Origin of the sequence: Streptomyces sp. NPDC051064, from assembly GCF_044455985.1 — a bacterium.
In the GTDB taxonomy this organism is placed as follows: Bacteria; Actinomycetota; Actinomycetes; order Streptomycetales; family Streptomycetaceae; genus Streptomyces.
In genome coordinates this window covers 363,304-380,566 of sequence record NZ_JBITFK010000003.1, presented here as the reverse complement: position 1 = coordinate 380,566, position 17,263 = coordinate 363,304, and the positions used below count along the sequence as shown (strand labels likewise).

Here is a 17,263-nt window from a genome sequence, read left to right as displayed (position 1 = left end):
GAACTGCCGAACCGACAAGCACTCCGGGTGGCTGCGTCACCAGGCCACCGGAGCCGGCGGGTGTGTGTCCCGCTCACCTGAGCCTAACCGGCGAGTAACGAGCGCGCCAGTCCTGGCGGCCTGTGCACTGGCACACAGTTCGTCAACCACAGCGCGTTCACCACCCTAAACTCAGCGTCATGGATGAGGAGTTCCGCTCGCTTACGGACAGGCTCGGGGACGAGGCCGGTGAACCGGAGGTGTTGCGCCGGCTCATCACCACCGAGGACGACGAGGAGCTGGCCAGGGTCCTCGTGGAACGCGAACGCCCTCTCTGGGCCCGCGAGATCGCGGCGTTCCGGCTCGGCTGCCGGGGCGACCGCCGGGCCTTCGAGGCGCTGGTCCTCCTCCTCAACCACCGCGATCCCGAGCGCTGCGTATCCGCCGCGCACGCCCTCCGGCTCCTCGACGACCCCCGGACCCCGAGAGCGGCCGCCGCGCTCGCCACCAACAGCCTCCGGACGGGCTATGCCCTGCATCCGGTGCGACTGCTGACCGACCTGCGCGCACCCGAGTCGGTGCCCGCCCTGGTCAGCACCCTGCACCGGCTGCTGACCCCCGACGAGCCGCACTGGCGCGTCGCGCTCGCCTGCGTCGAGGGGCTGGGGAGCCTGGGGGACGTCCGGGCCCGCCCGGTCCTGGAGGCAGCCCTGCCGCACCCCCGGCTCGGCACGGCGGCGGGGGAGGCGCTCAGCCGGCTGCCGGCGGGGTGAGCGGGCGTACGTACCGGAGTTCGGGGATCACCGCCCCGCCCGCCTCGAAGGTTTCCTCCGTGCCGTCCGGGCGGAAGCCCGCGCGCTCGTAGAAGCGCCGGGCCCGCGTGTTCTCCTTCAGCACCCAGAGGGACATCCTGGCGAATCCGTCCGCTCGGGCCCGCGCGGTGACCTCGGCCAGCAGCGCGCGCCCGGTGCCCGTGCCGATGCGGTCCGGGTGGACGTAGAGCGTGACCGGCTGGGCCTGTTACGGACCCCGCCGCGACGAGAGCGGTAGGCCCGGGAGCGCTGCCGACCGTGCACCCGGATCTCCGCCACGGCGGCGCAGTCGTCGACGGTCATGTCACATATACGTACGCCGGGGGCGTACGCCGGATCGGGGCGTGGGGTCACGCGGTCCATCCTGGCGTACGCCCCGACCTGGGGCCCGGAGTTTTCTCAGCCGCGGAAGCCGAGTAGGCCGTGCAGGGTCCTGCCCTTCATGTTCGCGCCGGCCTTCGTGGCGGGGGCGGGCTTCGGCTCCGGCTGGGCGTCGCAGACGGCGTCCGCGCCGCTGCCGCCGCCGGTCGGGAGGGTGCCGTCGGTGAGGTAGTCCACCAGGTGTCCGTCCAGGCAGTCGTTGCCGCTCAGGGTGATGCCGTGGTTGCCGCCGCCCTGCTCGACGACGAGGCTCGACCCCTTGAGCCTGCGGCTCATGGTGACGCCGCCCTCGTAGGGCGTGGCCGCGTCGTCGGTGGCCTGGAGGATCAGCGCGGGCGGGATCTCGTCGTTGGTGACCCGCACGGGCTCCAGAGGCTCCACCGGCCAGGTGGCGCACGGGGCGTTGTACCAGGTGTTGTTCCAGGACATGAAGGGCGCCTTGCGGTGCGCCTGCCAGGTGTCGTTGCGCCAGATGCTCCAGGTCCGGGGCCAGCCGGCGTCGCGGCACTGCACGGCGGCGTAGACGGAGTAGCCGTTGTCGCCGCTCCTGTCCACGGCTGCGAAGTCCTCGTACGCGGTGGCCAGAGCGTCCTGGTCCTTGTCGTTGACGTACGCCGCGAACGTCTCGGCGAGGCGCGGCCAGTAGCCGTTGTAGTAGCCGCCCGGCATGAAGGTGTCCTCGAGCTCACCCGGCCCGACCTTGCCGTCCGCGGGGTGCTTCTTCACCGCGTCGCGCATCCGGTACCACGCGGCTTCGACCGCGGCCGGGTCCTTGCCGAGTTCGTACCGCGCGTCGTTCTTCGCGATCCACGCCATCAAGGCCTTGTGGCGGGCGTCGAACGCGTGGTCCTGGCCGAGGTTGTCCTCGTACCAGACGCCCTCCGGGTCGACGACCGAGTCCAGCACCAGGCGGCGTACGCGCTCCGGGAACAGCTTGGCGTAGACCGCGCCCAGGTAGGTGCCGTACGAGTATCCGAAGTAGTTGATCTGCTCTGCGCCGAGGGCCCCGCGGATGACGTCGAGGTCCTTCGCGGCGCTGACGGTGTCCATGTACGGCAGCAGGTCGCCGTGCTTCTCACCACACGCGGCGGCGAAGGAGGCGGCTCGGTTGCGGGCGGTCTTCTCCGCCGCGTAGGAGTCCGGCACGGAGTCGGGGCGCACGGGCTCGAAGTACTTCGGCACGCAGTCCAGGGCGGGGGTGCTCTTCCCGACCCCGCGTGGGTCGAACCCGATCACGTCGTACTGCGCGGCGAGCTTCGCGGGCAGTGAGGACGCGACGAAGCCCGCCATGGAGAGCCCGCTGCCGCCGGGGCCGCCGGGGTTGACCAGCAGCGGCCCCTGTGAGGTCTTCGCCGTGTGCGGGATCCGGGAGAGGGCGAGGGTGACCTGTCTGCCCGACGGGTTGTCATGGTCGAGCGGGGCGCGGACGGTTGAGCACTGCAGGGCCGGATACGTCTTCGTCCCGCAGCCCGTCCACTTGAGCGGCGCGGCGGCGCCCGGGGCGGCCGCACCCGTCCCGGCGGTCGCGGTGGACGGCGCGGACGCGGTGGACGGCACGGCGGTCACCAGACCTGCGACCGTGGCGCCGACAGCGACCAGAATTCCTGCACGTTTCGTCATAGGGCCTCCCGGGTCGGGGAACGCGGCTGTGGGTGGCACAGCCCCCGCCGCATGCTTCCCGGATCCGGCCCGGGCAGGTCACATGTCGTCGATAGTTGACCCGTTCGGGCAGGGAGACCGGTGCGGTCAGAGCAGGGTCAGCTGGGTGGGGCCCGGCGCGTGACCGTCCGTGAGGGCCGGCGGGGTCTCGCGGGCGAGGCGGCGGGCGCCGCCCCGGTCGGCCGGGCCGATGCCGAACTCGGCCGCGAGCTCGTGGACCCGGCGGGTGATGGAGCGCTGGTACCAGGTCGGCGCGTACGCCCCGTCCGCGTACATCCGTTCGTACCGTCGCACCAGGTGGGGGTGGTGCTGTGCGAGCCACCGCATGAACCACTCGCGGGCGCCGGGCCGCAGGTGCAGGACGAGCGGCGTGACGGAGGTGGCCCCGGCGGCGGCGATGGCGCGGACAGTGGCGCGCAGCTGGTCGGGGTGGTCGCCGAGGAAGGGGATGACCGGGGCCATCAGGACCCCGCAGCCGATCCCGTTGTCCGTCATGGCGCGGACGACGTCGAGGCGTCGCTCGGGCGAGGGGGTGCCCGGCTCGACCGTGCGCCACAACTCGGGGTCGGTGAATCCGACGGAGACGGAGACGCCGACCTCGGTGACCTCGGCGGCCTGTCGCAGCAGGTCGAGGTCGCGCAGGATCAGAGTGCCCTTCGTGAGGATGGAGAAGGGGTTCGCGTGGTCGCGTAGCGCCGCGATGATGCCGGGCATCAGGCGGTAGCGGCCCTCGGCCCGCTGGTAGCAGTCGACGTTCGTTCCCATCGCGATGTGCTGGCCGTGCCACTGGCGGGAGGCCAGATGACGGCTCAGCAGCTCGGCGGCGTTGACCTTGACGACGATCTGGGAGTCGAAGCCGAGACCGGTGTCCAGGTCCAGATAGCTGTGGGTCTTGCGGGCGAAGCAGTACACGCACGCGTGCGTGCAGCCCCGGTACGGGTTCACGGTCCATTCGAACGGCATGCGGGAGGCCCCGGGCACCCGGTTCACGATCGAGCGGGCCCGGATCTCATGGAAGGTGATTCCCCTGAATTCCGGGGTGTCGAAGGTGCGCGTCGTCACCGCGTCCGCGGCGAAGAGCGCACCGTTACCCGTCTTTGTGGTGTTCTCTGCCAGATTGTCCCAGCGCATGAACGCCTCCTTGGTAGCACTCCGCAGAGAATAGAACATGTGTTCCCTTGATCGTGCGCGGTAGAGCGCGGGGCCCGATTTTGAGGGGCCCTACCCGAGGTGGTTGGCTCAGCAGCACCCCGAACAACCGAGTGCTGGAGGAGCAGGCATGGCGCAGGTCGAGGCCACGACAGAGCGGATCATCGCGGCGGACGCAGAGGCGGTGTTCGATGCGCTGGCCGACTACAAGGAGGTCCGGGGCAAGGTGCTGACCGGGCACTTCAGCGAGTACGAGGTGCGCGAGGGCGGGGACGGTGAAGGCACCCTCGTGCACTGGAAGCTCCAGGCCACGAGCAAGCGGGTCCGAGACTGCCTGCTCGAGGTCACCGAGCCCACCGACGGGCAGCTGATCGAGAAGGACCGGAACTCCTCGATGGTCACCACCTGGACCGTCACCCCGGCCGGTGAGGGCAGGTCCAAGGCCGTCGTCTCGACGGTGTGGAACGGCGCCGGCGGCATCGGCGGGTTCTTCGAGAAGACCTTCGCGCCCAAGGGACTCGGCCGCATCTACGACGAAGTGCTGCAGAACCTCGCCACCGAGGTGGAGAAGTAACGCTGCTCCCCCTGCTGTTGGCGTCGCGGCCGGCCTCACCGGAACGGGTGGTTTTCCGGGGTGGCCGGTTGTGCGTCGCAGTGCCTCCCACCGGCGCATAAGCCCTCTGAATGCGCCCTGCGTGCGCCCGGTCGCGTTTGCCCCGCCTTGCCGCCTGATGCGAGAAATGGGCGGCGCAGCTGCGACGAGGGGAGCGTTACGTGGTGGGTGGGATCACTCTGGTGAAGGACGAGCCGGGAGGCACGGAGTGCGGGGCGCCTGGTTCCCGGGCGGCGCCCGGCACCGAGGCGGAGTACGAGCCGCCCCCGCCGCCGTCCGCCGCCGGACCGTCCGCGCCGCCGGACGGGATCAGCCCCCGCAGGCTCCGGCTGGTCTTCCTCGGGCTGATGCTCACCCTGCTGCTCGCGGCGCTCGACCAGATGATCGTCGCCACCGCCCTGCCGAAGATCGTCGGTGAGCTGCACGGCCTGGACAAGATGTCCTGGGCGGTCACCGCCTATCTGCTCGCCTCCACGATCGGTCTGCCGCTCTACGGGAAGCTCGGCGACCTCTTCGGCCGCAAGGGCGTCTTCCAGTTCGCGATCGTCGTCTTCATCATCGGCTCCGCCCTGGCGGGCTGGTCGCGCACCATGGACGAACTCATCGCGTTCCGGGCCGTCCAGGGCATCGGCGGCGGCGGACTCATGATCGGCGTCCAGGCGATCATCGCCGACATCGTCCCGGCCAGGGAGCGGGGCCGCTACATGGGCCTCATCGGGGCCGTCTTCGGCCTCGCCTCGGTGGCCGGACCGCTCCTCGGCGGCTTCTTCACCGACCACGCCTCCTGGCGCTGGTGCTTCTACATCAACGTGCCGTTCGGCCTCGTCACCCTCGCCGTCATCGCCCTCGTGCTGAAGCTGCCCAAACCGGCCGTCCGCCCCCGCCTCGACGTGCTGGGGGCGCTGCTGCTGGCCGTCGCGTCGACCTGCCTGGTGCTGCTCACCAGCTGGGGCGGGACGGAGTACGCCTGGGGCTCCCGGACCATCCTGGGGCTCGCCGCAGGGGCTGCCGGAACGACGCTGCTCTTCCTCGTCGTCGAACACCGGGCCGCCGAACCCATCATCCCGCTCCGCCTGTTCCGCGACTCCGTCTTCAACATCACCTCGCTGGTCGGCGCGGTCGTCGGCGTCGCCCTCTTCGGTGCGGCCAGCTATCTGCCGACCTACCTCCAGATGGTCGAGGGCGTGTCCGCCACCGAGTCGGGGCTGCTGATGCTGCCCATGATGGGCGGCATCGTCATCTCCTCCGTCGTCTCCGGACAGCTGGTCTCGCGTACAGGCCGCTACCGCGTCTATCCGCTGGTGGGCGGAGCCGTGTCGGCCGTCGGCATGTGGCTGCTCTCCCTGCTCGACACCGGCACCTCGGCGCTGGAGTACGGCATCTGGCAGGCCGTCCTGGGCATCGGGATCGGCCTCGTCATGTCCATCCTGGTGCTGGCCGTGCAGAATTCCGTACGCCCTTCCGACCTCGGCACCGCCACCAGCGCGCACAACTACTTCCGGCAGATCGGCGGCAGCGTCGGAGCCGCGATCTTCGGCACCCTGTTCGCCGGGCGGCTCGGTGACGCGCTCGGGGTGCGGCTCCCCTCCGGCGCCGATCTGCCGGACGCCGAGTCGATCACCCCGCAGCTGGTCCACTCCATGGAGCCCGCACTGCGCGACGCCTACATCCAGGCGTACGCCGACGCGATGCCGCGGATCTTCCTCTACCTGGTGCCGGTGCTCCTGCTCGGCCTGTTCCTCGCCTTCTTCCTCAAGGAGAAACCGCTGGTGTCCCACCACACCCCCCAGACGGCCCCCGACCCGACCGAGGCGCACTCCACGATCCCCGCGGCCCGCACCGACCCCGGCCCGCCGCAGCCCGGCCCGCTCCCCGGGGTCCCGGTGTGCGGATGCGTCCAGCACCCCGACGGCACGAAGGTGGGGCGGGCCGCGCTCACCCTCATTGACGTCCAGGGACGGCAGGTCGGACGCGGAGCGAGCGCCGACGACGGGCGGTACGCGCTGAGCGCGCCAGGAGCGGGGGCCTATGTGCTGATCGCCGCCGCGGGCGGGCACCAGCCGCAGGCCGTCAGCGTCACCGTCAGCGACCGGCCGGTGGAGCTCGACGTGGTCCTGGGCGGGGCGGGACGGCTCGCCGGCGCGGTCGTCACACCCGACGGAGCCCCCGTCCGCGACGCGGCGGTCACCCTCACCGACGTACGGGGCGAAGTCGTCGCGACGACCCGGACCGGACGCGAGGGCGCCTATGTCATCAGCGAGCTGGTGGCCGGTGAGTACACCCTCGCGGCCAGCGCGCCGGCCTTCCGCCCGGCCGCTCTCCCGGTCAGCGTGCAGGCCGCCCGGGAGACCAGGCAGGACATCGAGCTGGCGGGCGGCGCCGTGCTCCGCGGGATCGTGCGCGCTCCCGGCGGGCGGGCCGTCGAGGACGCCAGGGTCACGCTGCTGGACGCGGCGGGCAACGTGGTCGACACCCTGACCACCGGCTCCGACGGGGCGTTCCGGTTCGTCGACCTGTCGACCGGCGAGTACACCGTGATCGCCGCCGGCTATCCGCCGGTCGCCACCGTGCTCCAGCTCCCCGGGGGAGGCCGCACCGAACGCGACCTCCAGCTGGGCCACGAGGACTGACCGTCCGTCCGGCCCGGGGCGGGTGTGCGAGCGGCACACCCGCCCCGCTCACGGCAGCAGCCGGGGCTTCCGCCTCGCCGCGACGTCCTCGGCCCAGCCGAAGCACACCAAGGCTGCGGCGATCAGCACCCAGGCGACGCCGAACTGCCACCAGGGACCGTCCAGCGGCAGGCGCCGCTCCAGCGCCGGCACCTCCCACATGAGGTCGATCAGCGGCACCGCGGCCATCAGCGTGGGCCGCCTTCCGCGACCAGGAGTGCGGCTCGGGCGAGGACACGGAGACAGCCTCGGACGCCTGCAGCGGAGTCGACCAGCAAGCGGGAGCGTTCGCCGAAGCGCTGAGCGGCTGAGAGGCGGCCGGGGTCAGCGCAGCGGAGCCTCCCGGACCAGCGTCATCAGCGCCTTCGCCCCCGGGGTCATGGCCTGGGCCGGCGGGAGGACCACGACACTCTCGTAGGCCGGCCGGTGCGCTCCGTCGAGTTCCACCGCGACCAGGCCCCGGGCCTCCGGCTTACGGGAGAAGTGGTGCGGCACGACCGCGATCCCGAGGCCCTCGTGCACCAGCTCCAGCAGGCTGTGCACGTCGTTGACCTCCAGTGCCACCGTGCGGCGGACCCCCGCCGCGGCGAACGCCTCGTCCGCCGCACGCCTGGGCCCCCAGTCCGGGTGGAAGTCGATGAACGACTCGCCGCGCAGATCGCCCCACGCCACCCGTACGTCGTCCTGGGCGAGCCGGTGACCGGGGGCGCACAGGAGAACCATGGGCTCCCGGGCCAGCGGCACGAGTTCGCCCCGCCACTCCGGCGGGCTCACGGTCGCCGCGAACGCCAGGTCGAGCCGCCCGCCCGCCACCCCTTCCAGCAGGCTGGACGTGCCCTCCTGCCGGAGCCTGATCTCCATGTGCGGATGCTCCCGGTGGAAGGCCGCGAGCAGCCGCGCCGTGCTGACCCCGGCCACGCACTGCTCCACCCCCAGCGTCAGCGTGCCGCGCAGCAGCCCCCGTACGGCGTCGACGGCGTCCCGCGCCGCCCTGGCACCGGCCAGCGTGCGCTCCGCCTCCACCAGCAGGGCAGCCCCCGCCTCGGTGAGCCGGACCGTGCGTGTCGTACGGCTGAACAGCGGCGTCCTCAGCTCGTGCTCCAGCGCGCGGACGGAGGCGGACAGCCCCGACTGGGAGACGGCCAGACGCTCGGCCGCCCGGGTGAAGTGCCGCTCCTCGGCGACCGCGACGAAGTGCTCCAGCTGACGCAGTTCCATGATTGAGCAATCTAACCGATGAATCCCAGCGGAATCTCCTGTTGGACCGCTGGATCGTTCTCCGTCAGTCTTGGGTACGCGCACCGGTCCTGGCGCGCCAGTCCGTGCCCCGTGGAGTGCCCGTATGTACGTTCCGTCCGCCGACCGCTACGCCGCCATGCCCTACCGGCGCACCGGACGCAGCGGCCTGCTGCTCCCCGCGCTGTCGCTCGGGCTCTGGCACAACTTCGGTGGCGACCGTACCCCCGAGAGCCAGGGCGAGATCCTGCGCAGGGCCTTCGACCTCGGCATCACCCACTTCGACCTCGCCAACAACTACGGCCCGCCGCCCGGCTCCGCCGAGACCGCCATGGGCCGCGCCCTGAGGACGGACTTCGCGGGACTCCGGGACGAGATCGTCATCTCGACCAAGGCGGGGTACCACATGTGGGAGGGGCCGTACGGGGAGTGGGGTTCCCGCAAGAGCCTGCGCTCCTCGCTGGACCAGAGCCTGACCCGGCTCGGCCTGGACTACGTCGACATCTTCTACTCGCACCGTTTCGACCCCGACACCCCGCTCGAGGAGACGATGGGCGCGCTCGACACGGCGGTGCGGCAGGGCAAGGCGCTCTACGCCGGCGTCTCCAACTACTCCGCCGAGCAGACCCGCGAGGCCGCCCGCATCCTGAACGAGCTGGGCACGCCCCTCGTCATCCACCAGCCGCGCTACTCCATGCTCGACCGCTGGGTCGAGGACGGACTGCTGGACGCCCTCGACGAGCTCGGCACCGGCTCCATCGCATACTCCCCGCTGGAGCAGGGCATCCTCTCCGACCGCTATCTGAACGGCATCCCGGAGGGGTCGCGCGCGGCGGGGAGCAGCCCCTTCCTGTCGGCCGAGGCCGTCACCCCGGACCTCGTGAGCCGACTGGGCGCACTGAACGAGATGGCCCGCGAGCGCGGACAGTCCCTCGCCCAGATGGCGCTCGCCTGGGTGCTGCGCGGCGGCCGGGTCACCTCCGCGGTCGTCGGCGCGAGCAGCGTCGCCCAGCTGGAGAACAGCGTGGCGACGGTCGGCAACCTGGAGTTCGGCGAGGACGAACTCGCCCGGATCGAGGAGCTCGTCAAGGGCTCCGCCCGCGCCTGACCTCCGAGCCGTCCGCCGCCCGTGCGGCGGACGGCTTCACCGGACTGGACCAGTGGCAGATCACCGACGCCCTGGTCCGGCGCTGTCCCGGCGCGTACCGTGATGCGGCACGAAGATCCTCTTCCCGGGAACGGGCGGGGGAGCGACCGACCAGCGACAGGACCGCGTACGTGAAGATCCTCGTCAGCGCCGACATGGAGGGCGCCACCGGCGTGACGTGGCCGGCCGATGTGCTGCCCGGCACCCCGCAGTGGGAACGGTGCCGTTCGCTCTTCACCTCCGATGTGAACGCCGCCGCACTCGGCTTCTTCGACGGGGGCGCCGACGAGGTCCTCGTCAACGAGGCCCACTGGACCATGCGCAACCTGCTCCTGGAGCGGCTCGACGACCGCGTCCAGATGCTCACCGGCAAGCACAAGTCCCTCTCCATGGTCGAGGGCATCCAGCACGGCGACGTCGACGCCGTCGCGTTCGTGGGCTACCACACGGGCGCCGGCACGGAGGGCGTGCTCGCCCACACCTACCTCGCCAACTCCATCACCGGGGTCTGGCTGAACGGGGTCCGCGCCAGTGAGGGCCTGCTCAACGCCCATGTCGCGGCGGAGTACGGCGTGCCCGTCATCCTGGTCACCGGCGACGACCTGACCTGTGAGGACGCCCAGGGCTACGCCCCCGAGGCGCGTACGGTGGCGGTGAAGGACCACGTCTCGCGGTACGCCGCCGTGTGCCGGACCCCGGCCCGTACCGCCGCCGACATCAGGGCGGCCGCCGCCGGGGCGACCGCGCTCGCCGGCCGCCGCACACCCGTGACGAGCGGCTCGTACACGGTGGAGCTGGAGTTCGACGCCGAGCATCTGGGGGCCGCCGCGACCGTGGTCCCCGGCGTGGCGCCGAGCGGCGAGCGGCGCGTCGTCTATACCAGCGGGACGATGTACGAAGGTATTCGCACATTCAAGGCGGTGACGACGATCGTGTCGGCCGCCGTGGAGGAGCAGTATGGCTGAGGCGGGCAACCCCACCGGACCGGTCGACGAGCGGGCGCTCGAAGAATCGGTGACGTTCACCTCCGAGCTGATCCGGATCGACACCACCAACCGGGGCGACGACACCTGCCGGGAACGACCGGCCGCCGAGTACGTCGCCGAGCGGCTGGCGGACGCCGGACTGGAACCGGCCCTCCTGGAGCGCACGCCGGGACGGACCAACGTCGTCGCCCGGATCGAGGGCACCGACCCCTCCGCCGACGCCCTCCTCGTCCACGGTCACCTCGACGTGGTGCCCGCGATGGCGGAGGACTGGACCGTGCACCCCTTCTCCGGGGAGGTGCGCGACGGCGTCGTGTGGGGGCGCGGGGCCATCGACATGAAGAACATGGACGCGATGGTCCTCGCCGTCGTCCGTGCCTGGGCACGTGCGGGCGTACGCCCGCGCCGCGACATCGTCATCGCCTACACGGCCGACGAGGAGGCCAGCGCGCACGACGGCGCCGGCTTCCTCGCCGACCGGCACCCCGAGCTCTTCGAAGGCTGCACGGAGGGCATCAGCGAGTCCGGGGCCTTCACCTTCCACGCAGGACCCGGCATGTCGCTCTACCCCGTCGCGGCGGGGGAACGCGGCACGGGGTGGCTGAAGCTGACCGCCGAGGGAAAGGCCGGCCACGGCTCCAAGGTCAACAGGGCCAACGCCGTCAGCAGGCTCGCCGCCGCCGTCGCCAGGATCGGCGCGCACGAGTGGCCGGTGCGGCTGACCCCGACCGTACGGGCCGCGCTCACCGAGATCGCCGCGCTCCACCACATACGTGTCGATCCCGACGCCCCCGGGTTCGACGTGGACGAGCTGCTCGGCAAGCTCGGCCCCGCCGCGGCACTGATCGAGCCGACCGTGCGCAACAGCACCAACCCGACGATGCTGGACGCCGGTTACAAGGTCAACGTGATCCCTGGTCACGCCACCGCCCAGATCGACGGACGCATGGTCCCCGGCGGCGAGGACGAGTTCCGCGAGACCCTGGACCGGCTGACCGGCCCCGGCGTCGACTGGGAGTTCCAGCACCGGGAGGTCGCGCTCGAAGCCCCGGTCGACTCGCCGACGTACGCGAAGATGCGCGCGGCCATCGAGCTGTTCGACCCGGACGCCCACGTCGTGCCGTACTGCATGTCGGGCGGCACGGACGCCAAGCAGTTCTCACGTCTCGGCATCACCGGCTACGGCTACTCCCCGCTGAAGCTGCCTGTCGGCTTCGACTACCAGGCGCTGTTCCACGGCGTCGACGAGCGGGTCCCCGTCGACGCCCTGCACTTCGGCGTCCGGGTCCTGGACCACTTCCTGCGCACCGCCTGACGATCCGCACCGCCCGACCGAAGAGGGGGAAACCGACCATGGCGTCCACAGCGGCGTACGGCACATGGCCGTCACCGATCGACGCGGCGCTGACCGCGGCGCACGACGGCAGGCCGGAGTTCGTCGGCACCGTCGGAGACGAGGTGTGGTGGACGGAGCCGCGCCCCGCCGAGGGCGGCCGCCGCGCCCTCGTACGCCGGAGGGCCGACGGCAGCACCCGCTCCGTGCTTCCCGAACCGTGGAACCCCCGCAGCCGCGTCATCGAGTACGGCGGAGTGCCGTGGGCCGGTGCGGCACGGGAGGAGGGCGGGCCCCTGGTCGTCTTCGTCCACTTCCCCGACCAGCGGCTGTACGCCTACGCGCCGGACGGGCCCGGCGAACCGTGGCCGCTGACCCCCGTGTCGGACCTCGGCGGCGGACTGCGCTGGGTGGACCCGCAGCTGCGCCTCGGACGCGGTGAGGTGTGGTGCGTGCTGGAGGAGTTCACCGGCCCGTCGCCCACCGATGTACGGCGCGTGATCGCCGCCGTGCCGCTTGACGGATCGGCTGCGGGGGACCGCGGCGCCGTACGCGAACTCACCGACGACCGGAACCGGTTCGTCACCGGGCCCAGGCTGTCGCACGACGGCCGCCGGGTCGCCTGGATCTCCTGGGACCATCCGGAGATGCCGTGGGACGGCACCGTCGTGAAGATGGCCGACGTCACGGCCGACGGCGACTTCACCGGGGTCCGGCCCCTGGTCGGCGACATCGACGAATCGGTCGTCCAGGTGGAGTGGGACCGCGACGGATCGCTGCTCTTCGTCTCGGACGTCGGAGGCTGGTGGGAGCTCCAGCGCCTCAGGCCCGACGCCGTCGCCGGAGCGGTCGTGCCCACCAGCCGCCTCTGCGGCGGCCGGAGCGAGGAGTTCGGCGGGCCGCTGTGGAAGATCGGACTGCGCTGGTTCCAGCTCCTGGACAACGGGCTGATCGCCGTCATCCACGGCCGGGGCACCACCGCGCTCGGTGTGCTCGACCCGGAGACCGGTGAACTCGTCGACGCCGTGGGCCCCTGGACCGCGTGGGCGGAGACGCTCGCCGTGCAGGACACCAGGGTCATCGGTATCGCCGCGAGCCCCCACAGCTCGTACGAGGTGGTGGAGCTGGACACGGCCACGGGGCACACCCGGACCATCGGCGCCCCCCACCAGGACGCGGTCGACCCCGCCTACCACCCCGAACCGCAGATCCGCACCTTCACCGGACCGGCGGGCCGCGAGATCCACGCCCATGTGTACCCGCCGCGCCACCCCGACCGCACCGGACCCGGCGGCGAGCTGCCGCCCTACGTCATCTGGGCGCACGGCGGTCCCACCGGCCGCGCCCCGCTCGTACTCGACCTGGAGATCGCCTACTTCACCTCCCGGGGCATCGGCGTCGCGGAGGTGAACTACGGCGGTTCGACCGGCTACGGCCGCGCCTACCGCGAACGGCTCCGCGGACAGTGGGGCGTCGTCGATGTGGAGGACTGCGCCGCCGTCGCCCTGGGGCTGGCCGAGGAGGGCTCGGCCGACCGTGACCGGCTGGCGATCCGGGGCGGAAGCGCCGGGGGCTGGACCGCCGCCGCCTCCCTCACGCGCACCGATGTCTACGCCTGCGGAGCGATCAGCTACCCGATCCTCGACCTGGAGGGCTGGGCGACCGGTGAGACGCACGACTTCGAGTCGCAGTACCTGGAGTCGCTCGTGGGTCCGTACGCCGAGGTGCCCGAGCGCTACCGGGAGCGCTCGCCCGTCAACCACCCGGACGGGATCACCGCCCCGTTCCTGCTGCTCCAGGGGCTCGACGACCCGATCTGCCCGCCCGTCCAGTGCGAGCGCTTCCTCGCCGCGACCGAGGGGCGCGGGATCCCGCACGCCTACCTCACCTTCGAGGGGGAGGGGCACGGCTTCCGCCGCGCCGACACCGTGAGGCGCGCGCTGGAGGCCGAACTCTCCCTGTACGCCCAGACGTTCGGAATCGACCGCCCCGACGTGCCGCGGCTGGAGCTGCAGAAGTGACCCTGGAGCCCCTCGCCCGCCCGGCCCGGCTGCGGCCCGGTGCCAGGGTCGTGGTCGTCGCCCCCAGCGGCCCCGTGCCGCTCGAACGGCTGGAACGCGGCCTCGACCTGCTGCGCGGCTGGGACCTCGACCCCGTCGCGGCGCCCCACGTGCTCGACACGCATCCGGAGCTGGACCACCTCGCCGGCACGGACGAGAACCGCGCCCGGGACCTCCAGGAAGCCTGGTGCGACCCCTCCGTGGACGCCGTGCTGTGTGCCAGGGGAGGGTTCGGCGCCCACCGCATGGTCGATCTCCTGGACTGGCCCGCGATGCGGGCGGCCGGGCCCAAGGTGTTCGTCGGCTACAGCGACATCACCGTGCTGCACGAGGCCTTCGCCGTGCGGGCCGGGTTCTCGACCCTGCACGGCCCGATGGTCGCCACCGAGGTCTTCCTGAAGGACGTGGACACCCAACAGGCCCTGCGTTCCACCCTGTTCGAGCCCGAGTCGGTGCAGACCCTGGGGCTGGACACGGCGGTCGCGCTGGTGCCCGGCACGGCCCCGGGGGTCACCTACGGCGGCTGCGCCACGCTGCTCGCCGCCGACGCCGGAACCCCGCGCGCCCGGACCTCGGTCCAGGGCGGGCTGCTGATGCTCGAGGACACCGGGGAGGAGCCGTACCGGCTCGACGGCGTCCTCACCCGGCTGCTGCGCATCGGCGCCCTCGACGGGATATCCGGTGTGGTGTGCGGCTCCTGGGAGGGCTGCGGCCCCTACGAAGGGGTGCGGGCCGTCCTCGCCGACCGGCTCGGGGGGCTCGGGGTTCCGGTGGTCGAGGAGCTGGGCTTCGGCCACGGCCCCACGGCGCTGACCGTCCCTCTCGGTGTGCCGGCGGTGCTGGAGGCCCCGGCCGACGGCGGCCGTTGCACGCTGACCTCCCAGGTCCCGGCGCTGGTCTGACGGCCCGTCGGGCCGGGCGCGGTCGCGGGTCCCTCCCGGAAAACTCCGCCCACGCGCGTTGACAGCGGTATGAGGTGTGTCACAACATGGGCCTGGCCCGGTACTTACCGGTCGGTAATGTGTCCTCGGTGTGGAGGTCCATGTGTCGCGAGCTGTGCCCAGATTCCGCCGTCCACGTCCACTCGCCCTGCTCGCCGGGGCGGCGCTTCTCGCCCCGCTCGCTCTGACCGGCGCCCCACCCGCGTCCGCGGCCGACCAGTACACCGTCACCCCACTGGAGTTCACCGTGCGGGCCGGCGACCGGTCCTGCACGGTCGACGCCGACCTCTACCGGCCGGCCGGAGCCGACGCGCAGCACCCGGCCCCGGCCGTCCTCGCCACCAACGGTTTCGGCGGCAGCAAGTCCGACGGCTCCACGGACGTCATCGGCAAGGCCTTCGCCGAACGCGGCTACGTCGGACTCGTCTACTCGGGGCTGGGCTTCGGCAAGTCCGGCTGCCTCATCACGCTCGACGACCCCGCGATCGACGGCAAGGCGGCCTCCGGGCTCGTCGACTTCCTCGCCGGTACCCGCGCCGCCGACGACGGCACCAGGGCCGACTACGTCACCACGGACGCACCGGGCGACCCGGTGGTCGGCATGATCGGCGGCTCGTACGGCGGAGCCATCCAGATGGCGGCCGCCTCCGCCGACCACCGCGTGGACGCGCTCGTCCCGCTGATCACCTGGAACGACCTGGCGTACTCGCTCGCCCCCAACGCCGCCGGAGCGACCCGGGGCGTCTCCTCCGACACCCCCGGCGTCTTCAAGTGGCAGTGGACCAACGGCTTCTACCTGATGGGCGAAGGGCAGCCGCTGCTGGTCCCCGGCCTCGACCCCTCGCGCTTCGGCAGCCTCGGCTGCCTGCACTTCGCCGCGCAGGCGTGCGACATAATCCGGCTCCTGAACTCCGGCCGCTATCCTGCCGACGCGACCGAGAAGATGCTGACGTACGCCCGGAGCGTCTCACCGGCCTCCTATCTGTCCGGCGTCACCGCGCCCACGCTCCTCGTCCAGGGCCAGGCAGACAGTCTCTTCAACCTCAACGAGGCCACGGCCACCTACCGGGCGCTCGAGGCCCAGGGCACCACGACGAAGATGATCTGGCAGGCCTGGGGCCACAGCGGGGGCTCCGTGCCCGGCGAACTCGATCTGGCCACGGGCAATCTGGGGACCAGCTACGTCGGGCAGCGCATCCTCGCCTGGTTCGACCGCTACCTCCACCACGACGAGTCCGCCGCCACCGGACCCGAGTTCGCCTACTACCGCGACTGGGAGAGCGGTTACGGCACCGCGGCCGCCGTCCCCGCCCTGTCCCGGACCATGTACCTCTCCGGTGACGGCGCCCTGGTGGACAGCCGCTCCAAGGTCACGCGCGGCAGCCGGCAGTACACCAACTGGCTCCTGCCGACCAGCCACTCCGAGAGCTCTCTCGCCGGACTCATCGGGCTGACCGACCCGGCGCCGTACGACACCAAGGGCACCTACCTCGGCTGGACCAGTGAGCCACTGACCGCGCCGGTGGATGTCGTCGGCGCGCCGAAGGCCACCCTGAAGGTCGTCTCCCCGAAGACGGAACGGGTCCAGAACAGCGGCGACGCAGCGGACAAGCTGACCCTGTTCGCGAAGGTGTACGACGTGGCACCCGACGGGACCCAGAAGCTGGTGAACCGCCTGGTCGCCCCCGTCCGCGTCCCGGACGTCACCCGCGCCTTCACCGTCGAGCTGCCCGGCATCGTGCACCGGTACGAGACCGGGCACCGGCTGCGGTTCGTGATCGCCGCGAGCGACACGGCGTACTTCGGCAACCGGGGCATCAAGCCGGTCACCGTGGTCAGCGCCCCGCAGGACACCGGCGTGCTGGAGCTGCCCGTCATCGGCTGACCGTCACCCGTACGGCCCTGCTCCACAGCTCCCCGGACCCGGGACCGCGCCATCCTGGGTCCGGGGACCGCCGTTCCCGGCCCGGCACCAGGACGAGCGAAAGGGCAGTGCATGAGCCCCAAGGACGTATCAAGCGGCACCACGAGCGCCTTCGCGCCGGCCCGGATCGCCGTCATCGTGCTGGCGATTCTGACCATCGTCTTCATCTGCGTGAACACCGCCGAGGTCACCATCCGCGTCATCATCCCCAAGGTCACGATGCCGCTCTGGGCGGCGCTGCTGGGCGTCTTCCTGGCGGGCGGGCTCTGCGGGGCCTATCTGTTCCGCAAGCGGGCGGCGCGCTAGAAGACAGCGGTCCGAACGGCTCGCGGCGCCGACGGCCATCCTCTCCGTCCTCGCACCACCGGGCCGAG

14 protein-coding genes and 1 pseudogene are annotated in these 17,263 nt (G+C 71.9%); 10 read left to right on the top strand and 5 right to left on the bottom strand.

All coding sequences use genetic code 11. The annotated features are described in order from the left end of the window. The first annotated feature begins 179 nt into the window (after window positions 1-179). Window positions 180-752 (top strand): adenylosuccinate lyase, encoded by a 573-nt coding sequence (locus tag ACIBCU_RS13560; protein ID WP_399231333.1) that lies wholly within the window; start codon window positions 180-182, stop codon window positions 750-752. Here the strand turns inward: ACIBCU_RS13560 and ACIBCU_RS13555 are convergent. From ACIBCU_RS13555 to ACIBCU_RS13545, 3 genes are all read right to left on the bottom strand, one after another. Next, window positions 730-933 carry a GNAT family N-acetyltransferase gene (locus tag ACIBCU_RS13555; RefSeq protein WP_399231681.1) on the bottom strand — a complete coding sequence of 68 codons (204 nt, stop codon included), beginning with the start codon at window positions 931-933 and terminating at the stop codon, window positions 730-732. The genes ACIBCU_RS13560 and ACIBCU_RS13555 overlap by 23 nt on opposite strands. Before the next feature lie 257 nt (window positions 934-1,190). Continuing rightward, window positions 1,191-2,792: an alpha/beta hydrolase gene (locus tag ACIBCU_RS13550; protein WP_399231331.1), complete on the bottom strand. Its 1,602-nt coding sequence runs from the start codon at window positions 2,790-2,792 to the stop codon at window positions 1,191-1,193. Between the two features lie 126 nt (window positions 2,793-2,918). Continuing rightward, window positions 2,919-3,962 (bottom strand): Rv2578c family radical SAM protein, encoded by a 1,044-nt coding sequence (locus tag ACIBCU_RS13545; RefSeq protein WP_362940002.1) that lies wholly within the window; start codon window positions 3,960-3,962, stop codon window positions 2,919-2,921. A 148-nt stretch (window positions 3,963-4,110) separates the two neighbouring features. Here ACIBCU_RS13545 and ACIBCU_RS13540 point away from each other — a divergent pair, with 148 nt between their 5' ends. Beyond that, on the top strand, window positions 4,111-4,554 hold the full coding sequence (locus ACIBCU_RS13540; RefSeq protein WP_399231328.1) for an SRPBCC family protein: 444 nt from the start codon (window positions 4,111-4,113) through the stop codon (window positions 4,552-4,554). 200 nt (window positions 4,555-4,754) lie between these two features. Continuing rightward, window positions 4,755-7,223 (top strand): MFS transporter, encoded by a 2,469-nt coding sequence (locus ACIBCU_RS13535; protein ID WP_399231325.1) that lies wholly within the window; start codon window positions 4,755-4,757, stop codon window positions 7,221-7,223. A gap of 48 nt (window positions 7,224-7,271) precedes the next feature. Here the strand turns inward: ACIBCU_RS13535 and ACIBCU_RS13530 are convergent. Together ACIBCU_RS13530 and ACIBCU_RS13525 are read right to left on the bottom strand one after the other, a co-directional pair. After that, a pseudogene (locus ACIBCU_RS13530) lies at window positions 7,272-7,454 on the bottom strand (acyltransferase); the annotation flags it as partial. 132 nt (window positions 7,455-7,586) lie between these two features. Next, on the bottom strand, window positions 7,587-8,480 hold the full coding sequence (locus ACIBCU_RS13525; RefSeq protein ID WP_399231323.1) for a LysR family transcriptional regulator: 894 nt from the start codon (window positions 8,478-8,480) through the stop codon (window positions 7,587-7,589). A 124-nt stretch (window positions 8,481-8,604) separates the two neighbouring features. Between ACIBCU_RS13525 and ACIBCU_RS13520 the strand changes: the two genes are divergently transcribed. The 7 genes from ACIBCU_RS13520 to ACIBCU_RS13490 all read left to right on the top strand — a co-directional run bounded on the left by ACIBCU_RS13520 (window position 8,605) and on the right by ACIBCU_RS13490 (window position 17,195). Beyond that, complete coding sequence (locus ACIBCU_RS13520) at window positions 8,605-9,606, top strand: aldo/keto reductase (protein WP_399231321.1); 1,002 nt, start codon at window positions 8,605-8,607, stop codon at window positions 9,604-9,606. Between the two features lie 170 nt (window positions 9,607-9,776). Then, the gene (locus ACIBCU_RS13515) at window positions 9,777-10,610 is read left to right on the top strand and encodes a M55 family metallopeptidase (protein WP_362928286.1); all 834 of its coding nucleotides are present in this window, start codon (window positions 9,777-9,779) and stop codon (window positions 10,608-10,610) included. Then, entirely contained in the window at window positions 10,603-11,946 is a 1,344-nt protein-coding gene (locus ACIBCU_RS13510; protein WP_399231319.1) for a M20/M25/M40 family metallo-hydrolase, read from the top strand. Before ACIBCU_RS13515 ends, ACIBCU_RS13510 begins: the two co-directional genes overlap by 8 nt. Before the next feature lie 38 nt (window positions 11,947-11,984). Further along, the gene (locus tag ACIBCU_RS13505) at window positions 11,985-13,985 is read left to right on the top strand and encodes a prolyl oligopeptidase family serine peptidase (RefSeq protein ID WP_399231317.1); all 2,001 of its coding nucleotides are present in this window, start codon (window positions 11,985-11,987) and stop codon (window positions 13,983-13,985) included. Then, window positions 13,982-14,926, top strand: coding sequence for an LD-carboxypeptidase (locus ACIBCU_RS13500; protein WP_399231315.1), 945 nt, complete (start codon window positions 13,982-13,984; stop codon window positions 14,924-14,926). The genes ACIBCU_RS13505 and ACIBCU_RS13500 overlap by 4 nt, the downstream gene beginning before the upstream one ends. Before the next feature lie 142 nt (window positions 14,927-15,068). Next, complete coding sequence (locus ACIBCU_RS13495) at window positions 15,069-16,850, top strand: CocE/NonD family hydrolase (protein ID WP_362928268.1); 1,782 nt, start codon at window positions 15,069-15,071, stop codon at window positions 16,848-16,850. Between the two features lie 111 nt (window positions 16,851-16,961). Beyond that, entirely contained in the window at window positions 16,962-17,195 is a 234-nt protein-coding gene (locus tag ACIBCU_RS13490; protein ID WP_399231313.1) for a DUF1049 domain-containing protein, read from the top strand. Window positions 17,196-17,263 lie beyond the last annotated feature (68 nt).

What these genes read in the sequence shown, in the direction of transcription:
- ACIBCU_RS13560 (WP_399231333.1), top strand. Translation starts at nt 180, where the DNA reads ATGGATGAGGAGTTCCGCTCGCTTACGGACAGGCTCGGGGACGAGGCC.
- ACIBCU_RS13550 (WP_399231331.1), bottom strand. Translation starts at nt 2,792, where the DNA reads ATGACGAAACGTGCAGGAATTCTGGTCGCTGTCGGCGCCACGGTCGCA.
- ACIBCU_RS13545 (WP_362940002.1), bottom strand. Translation starts at nt 3,962, where the DNA reads ATGCGCTGGGACAATCTGGCAGAGAACACCACAAAGACGGGTAACGGT.
- ACIBCU_RS13540 (WP_399231328.1), top strand. Translation starts at nt 4,111, where the DNA reads ATGGCGCAGGTCGAGGCCACGACAGAGCGGATCATCGCGGCGGACGCA.
- ACIBCU_RS13525 (WP_399231323.1), bottom strand. Translation starts at nt 8,480, where the DNA reads ATGGAACTGCGTCAGCTGGAGCACTTCGTCGCGGTCGCCGAGGAGCGG.
- ACIBCU_RS13520 (WP_399231321.1), top strand. Translation starts at nt 8,605, where the DNA reads ATGTACGTTCCGTCCGCCGACCGCTACGCCGCCATGCCCTACCGGCGC.
- ACIBCU_RS13510 (WP_399231319.1), top strand. Translation starts at nt 10,603, where the DNA reads ATGGCTGAGGCGGGCAACCCCACCGGACCGGTCGACGAGCGGGCGCTC.
- ACIBCU_RS13505 (WP_399231317.1), top strand. Translation starts at nt 11,985, where the DNA reads ATGGCGTCCACAGCGGCGTACGGCACATGGCCGTCACCGATCGACGCG.
- ACIBCU_RS13490 (WP_399231313.1), top strand. Translation starts at nt 16,962, where the DNA reads ATGAGCCCCAAGGACGTATCAAGCGGCACCACGAGCGCCTTCGCGCCG.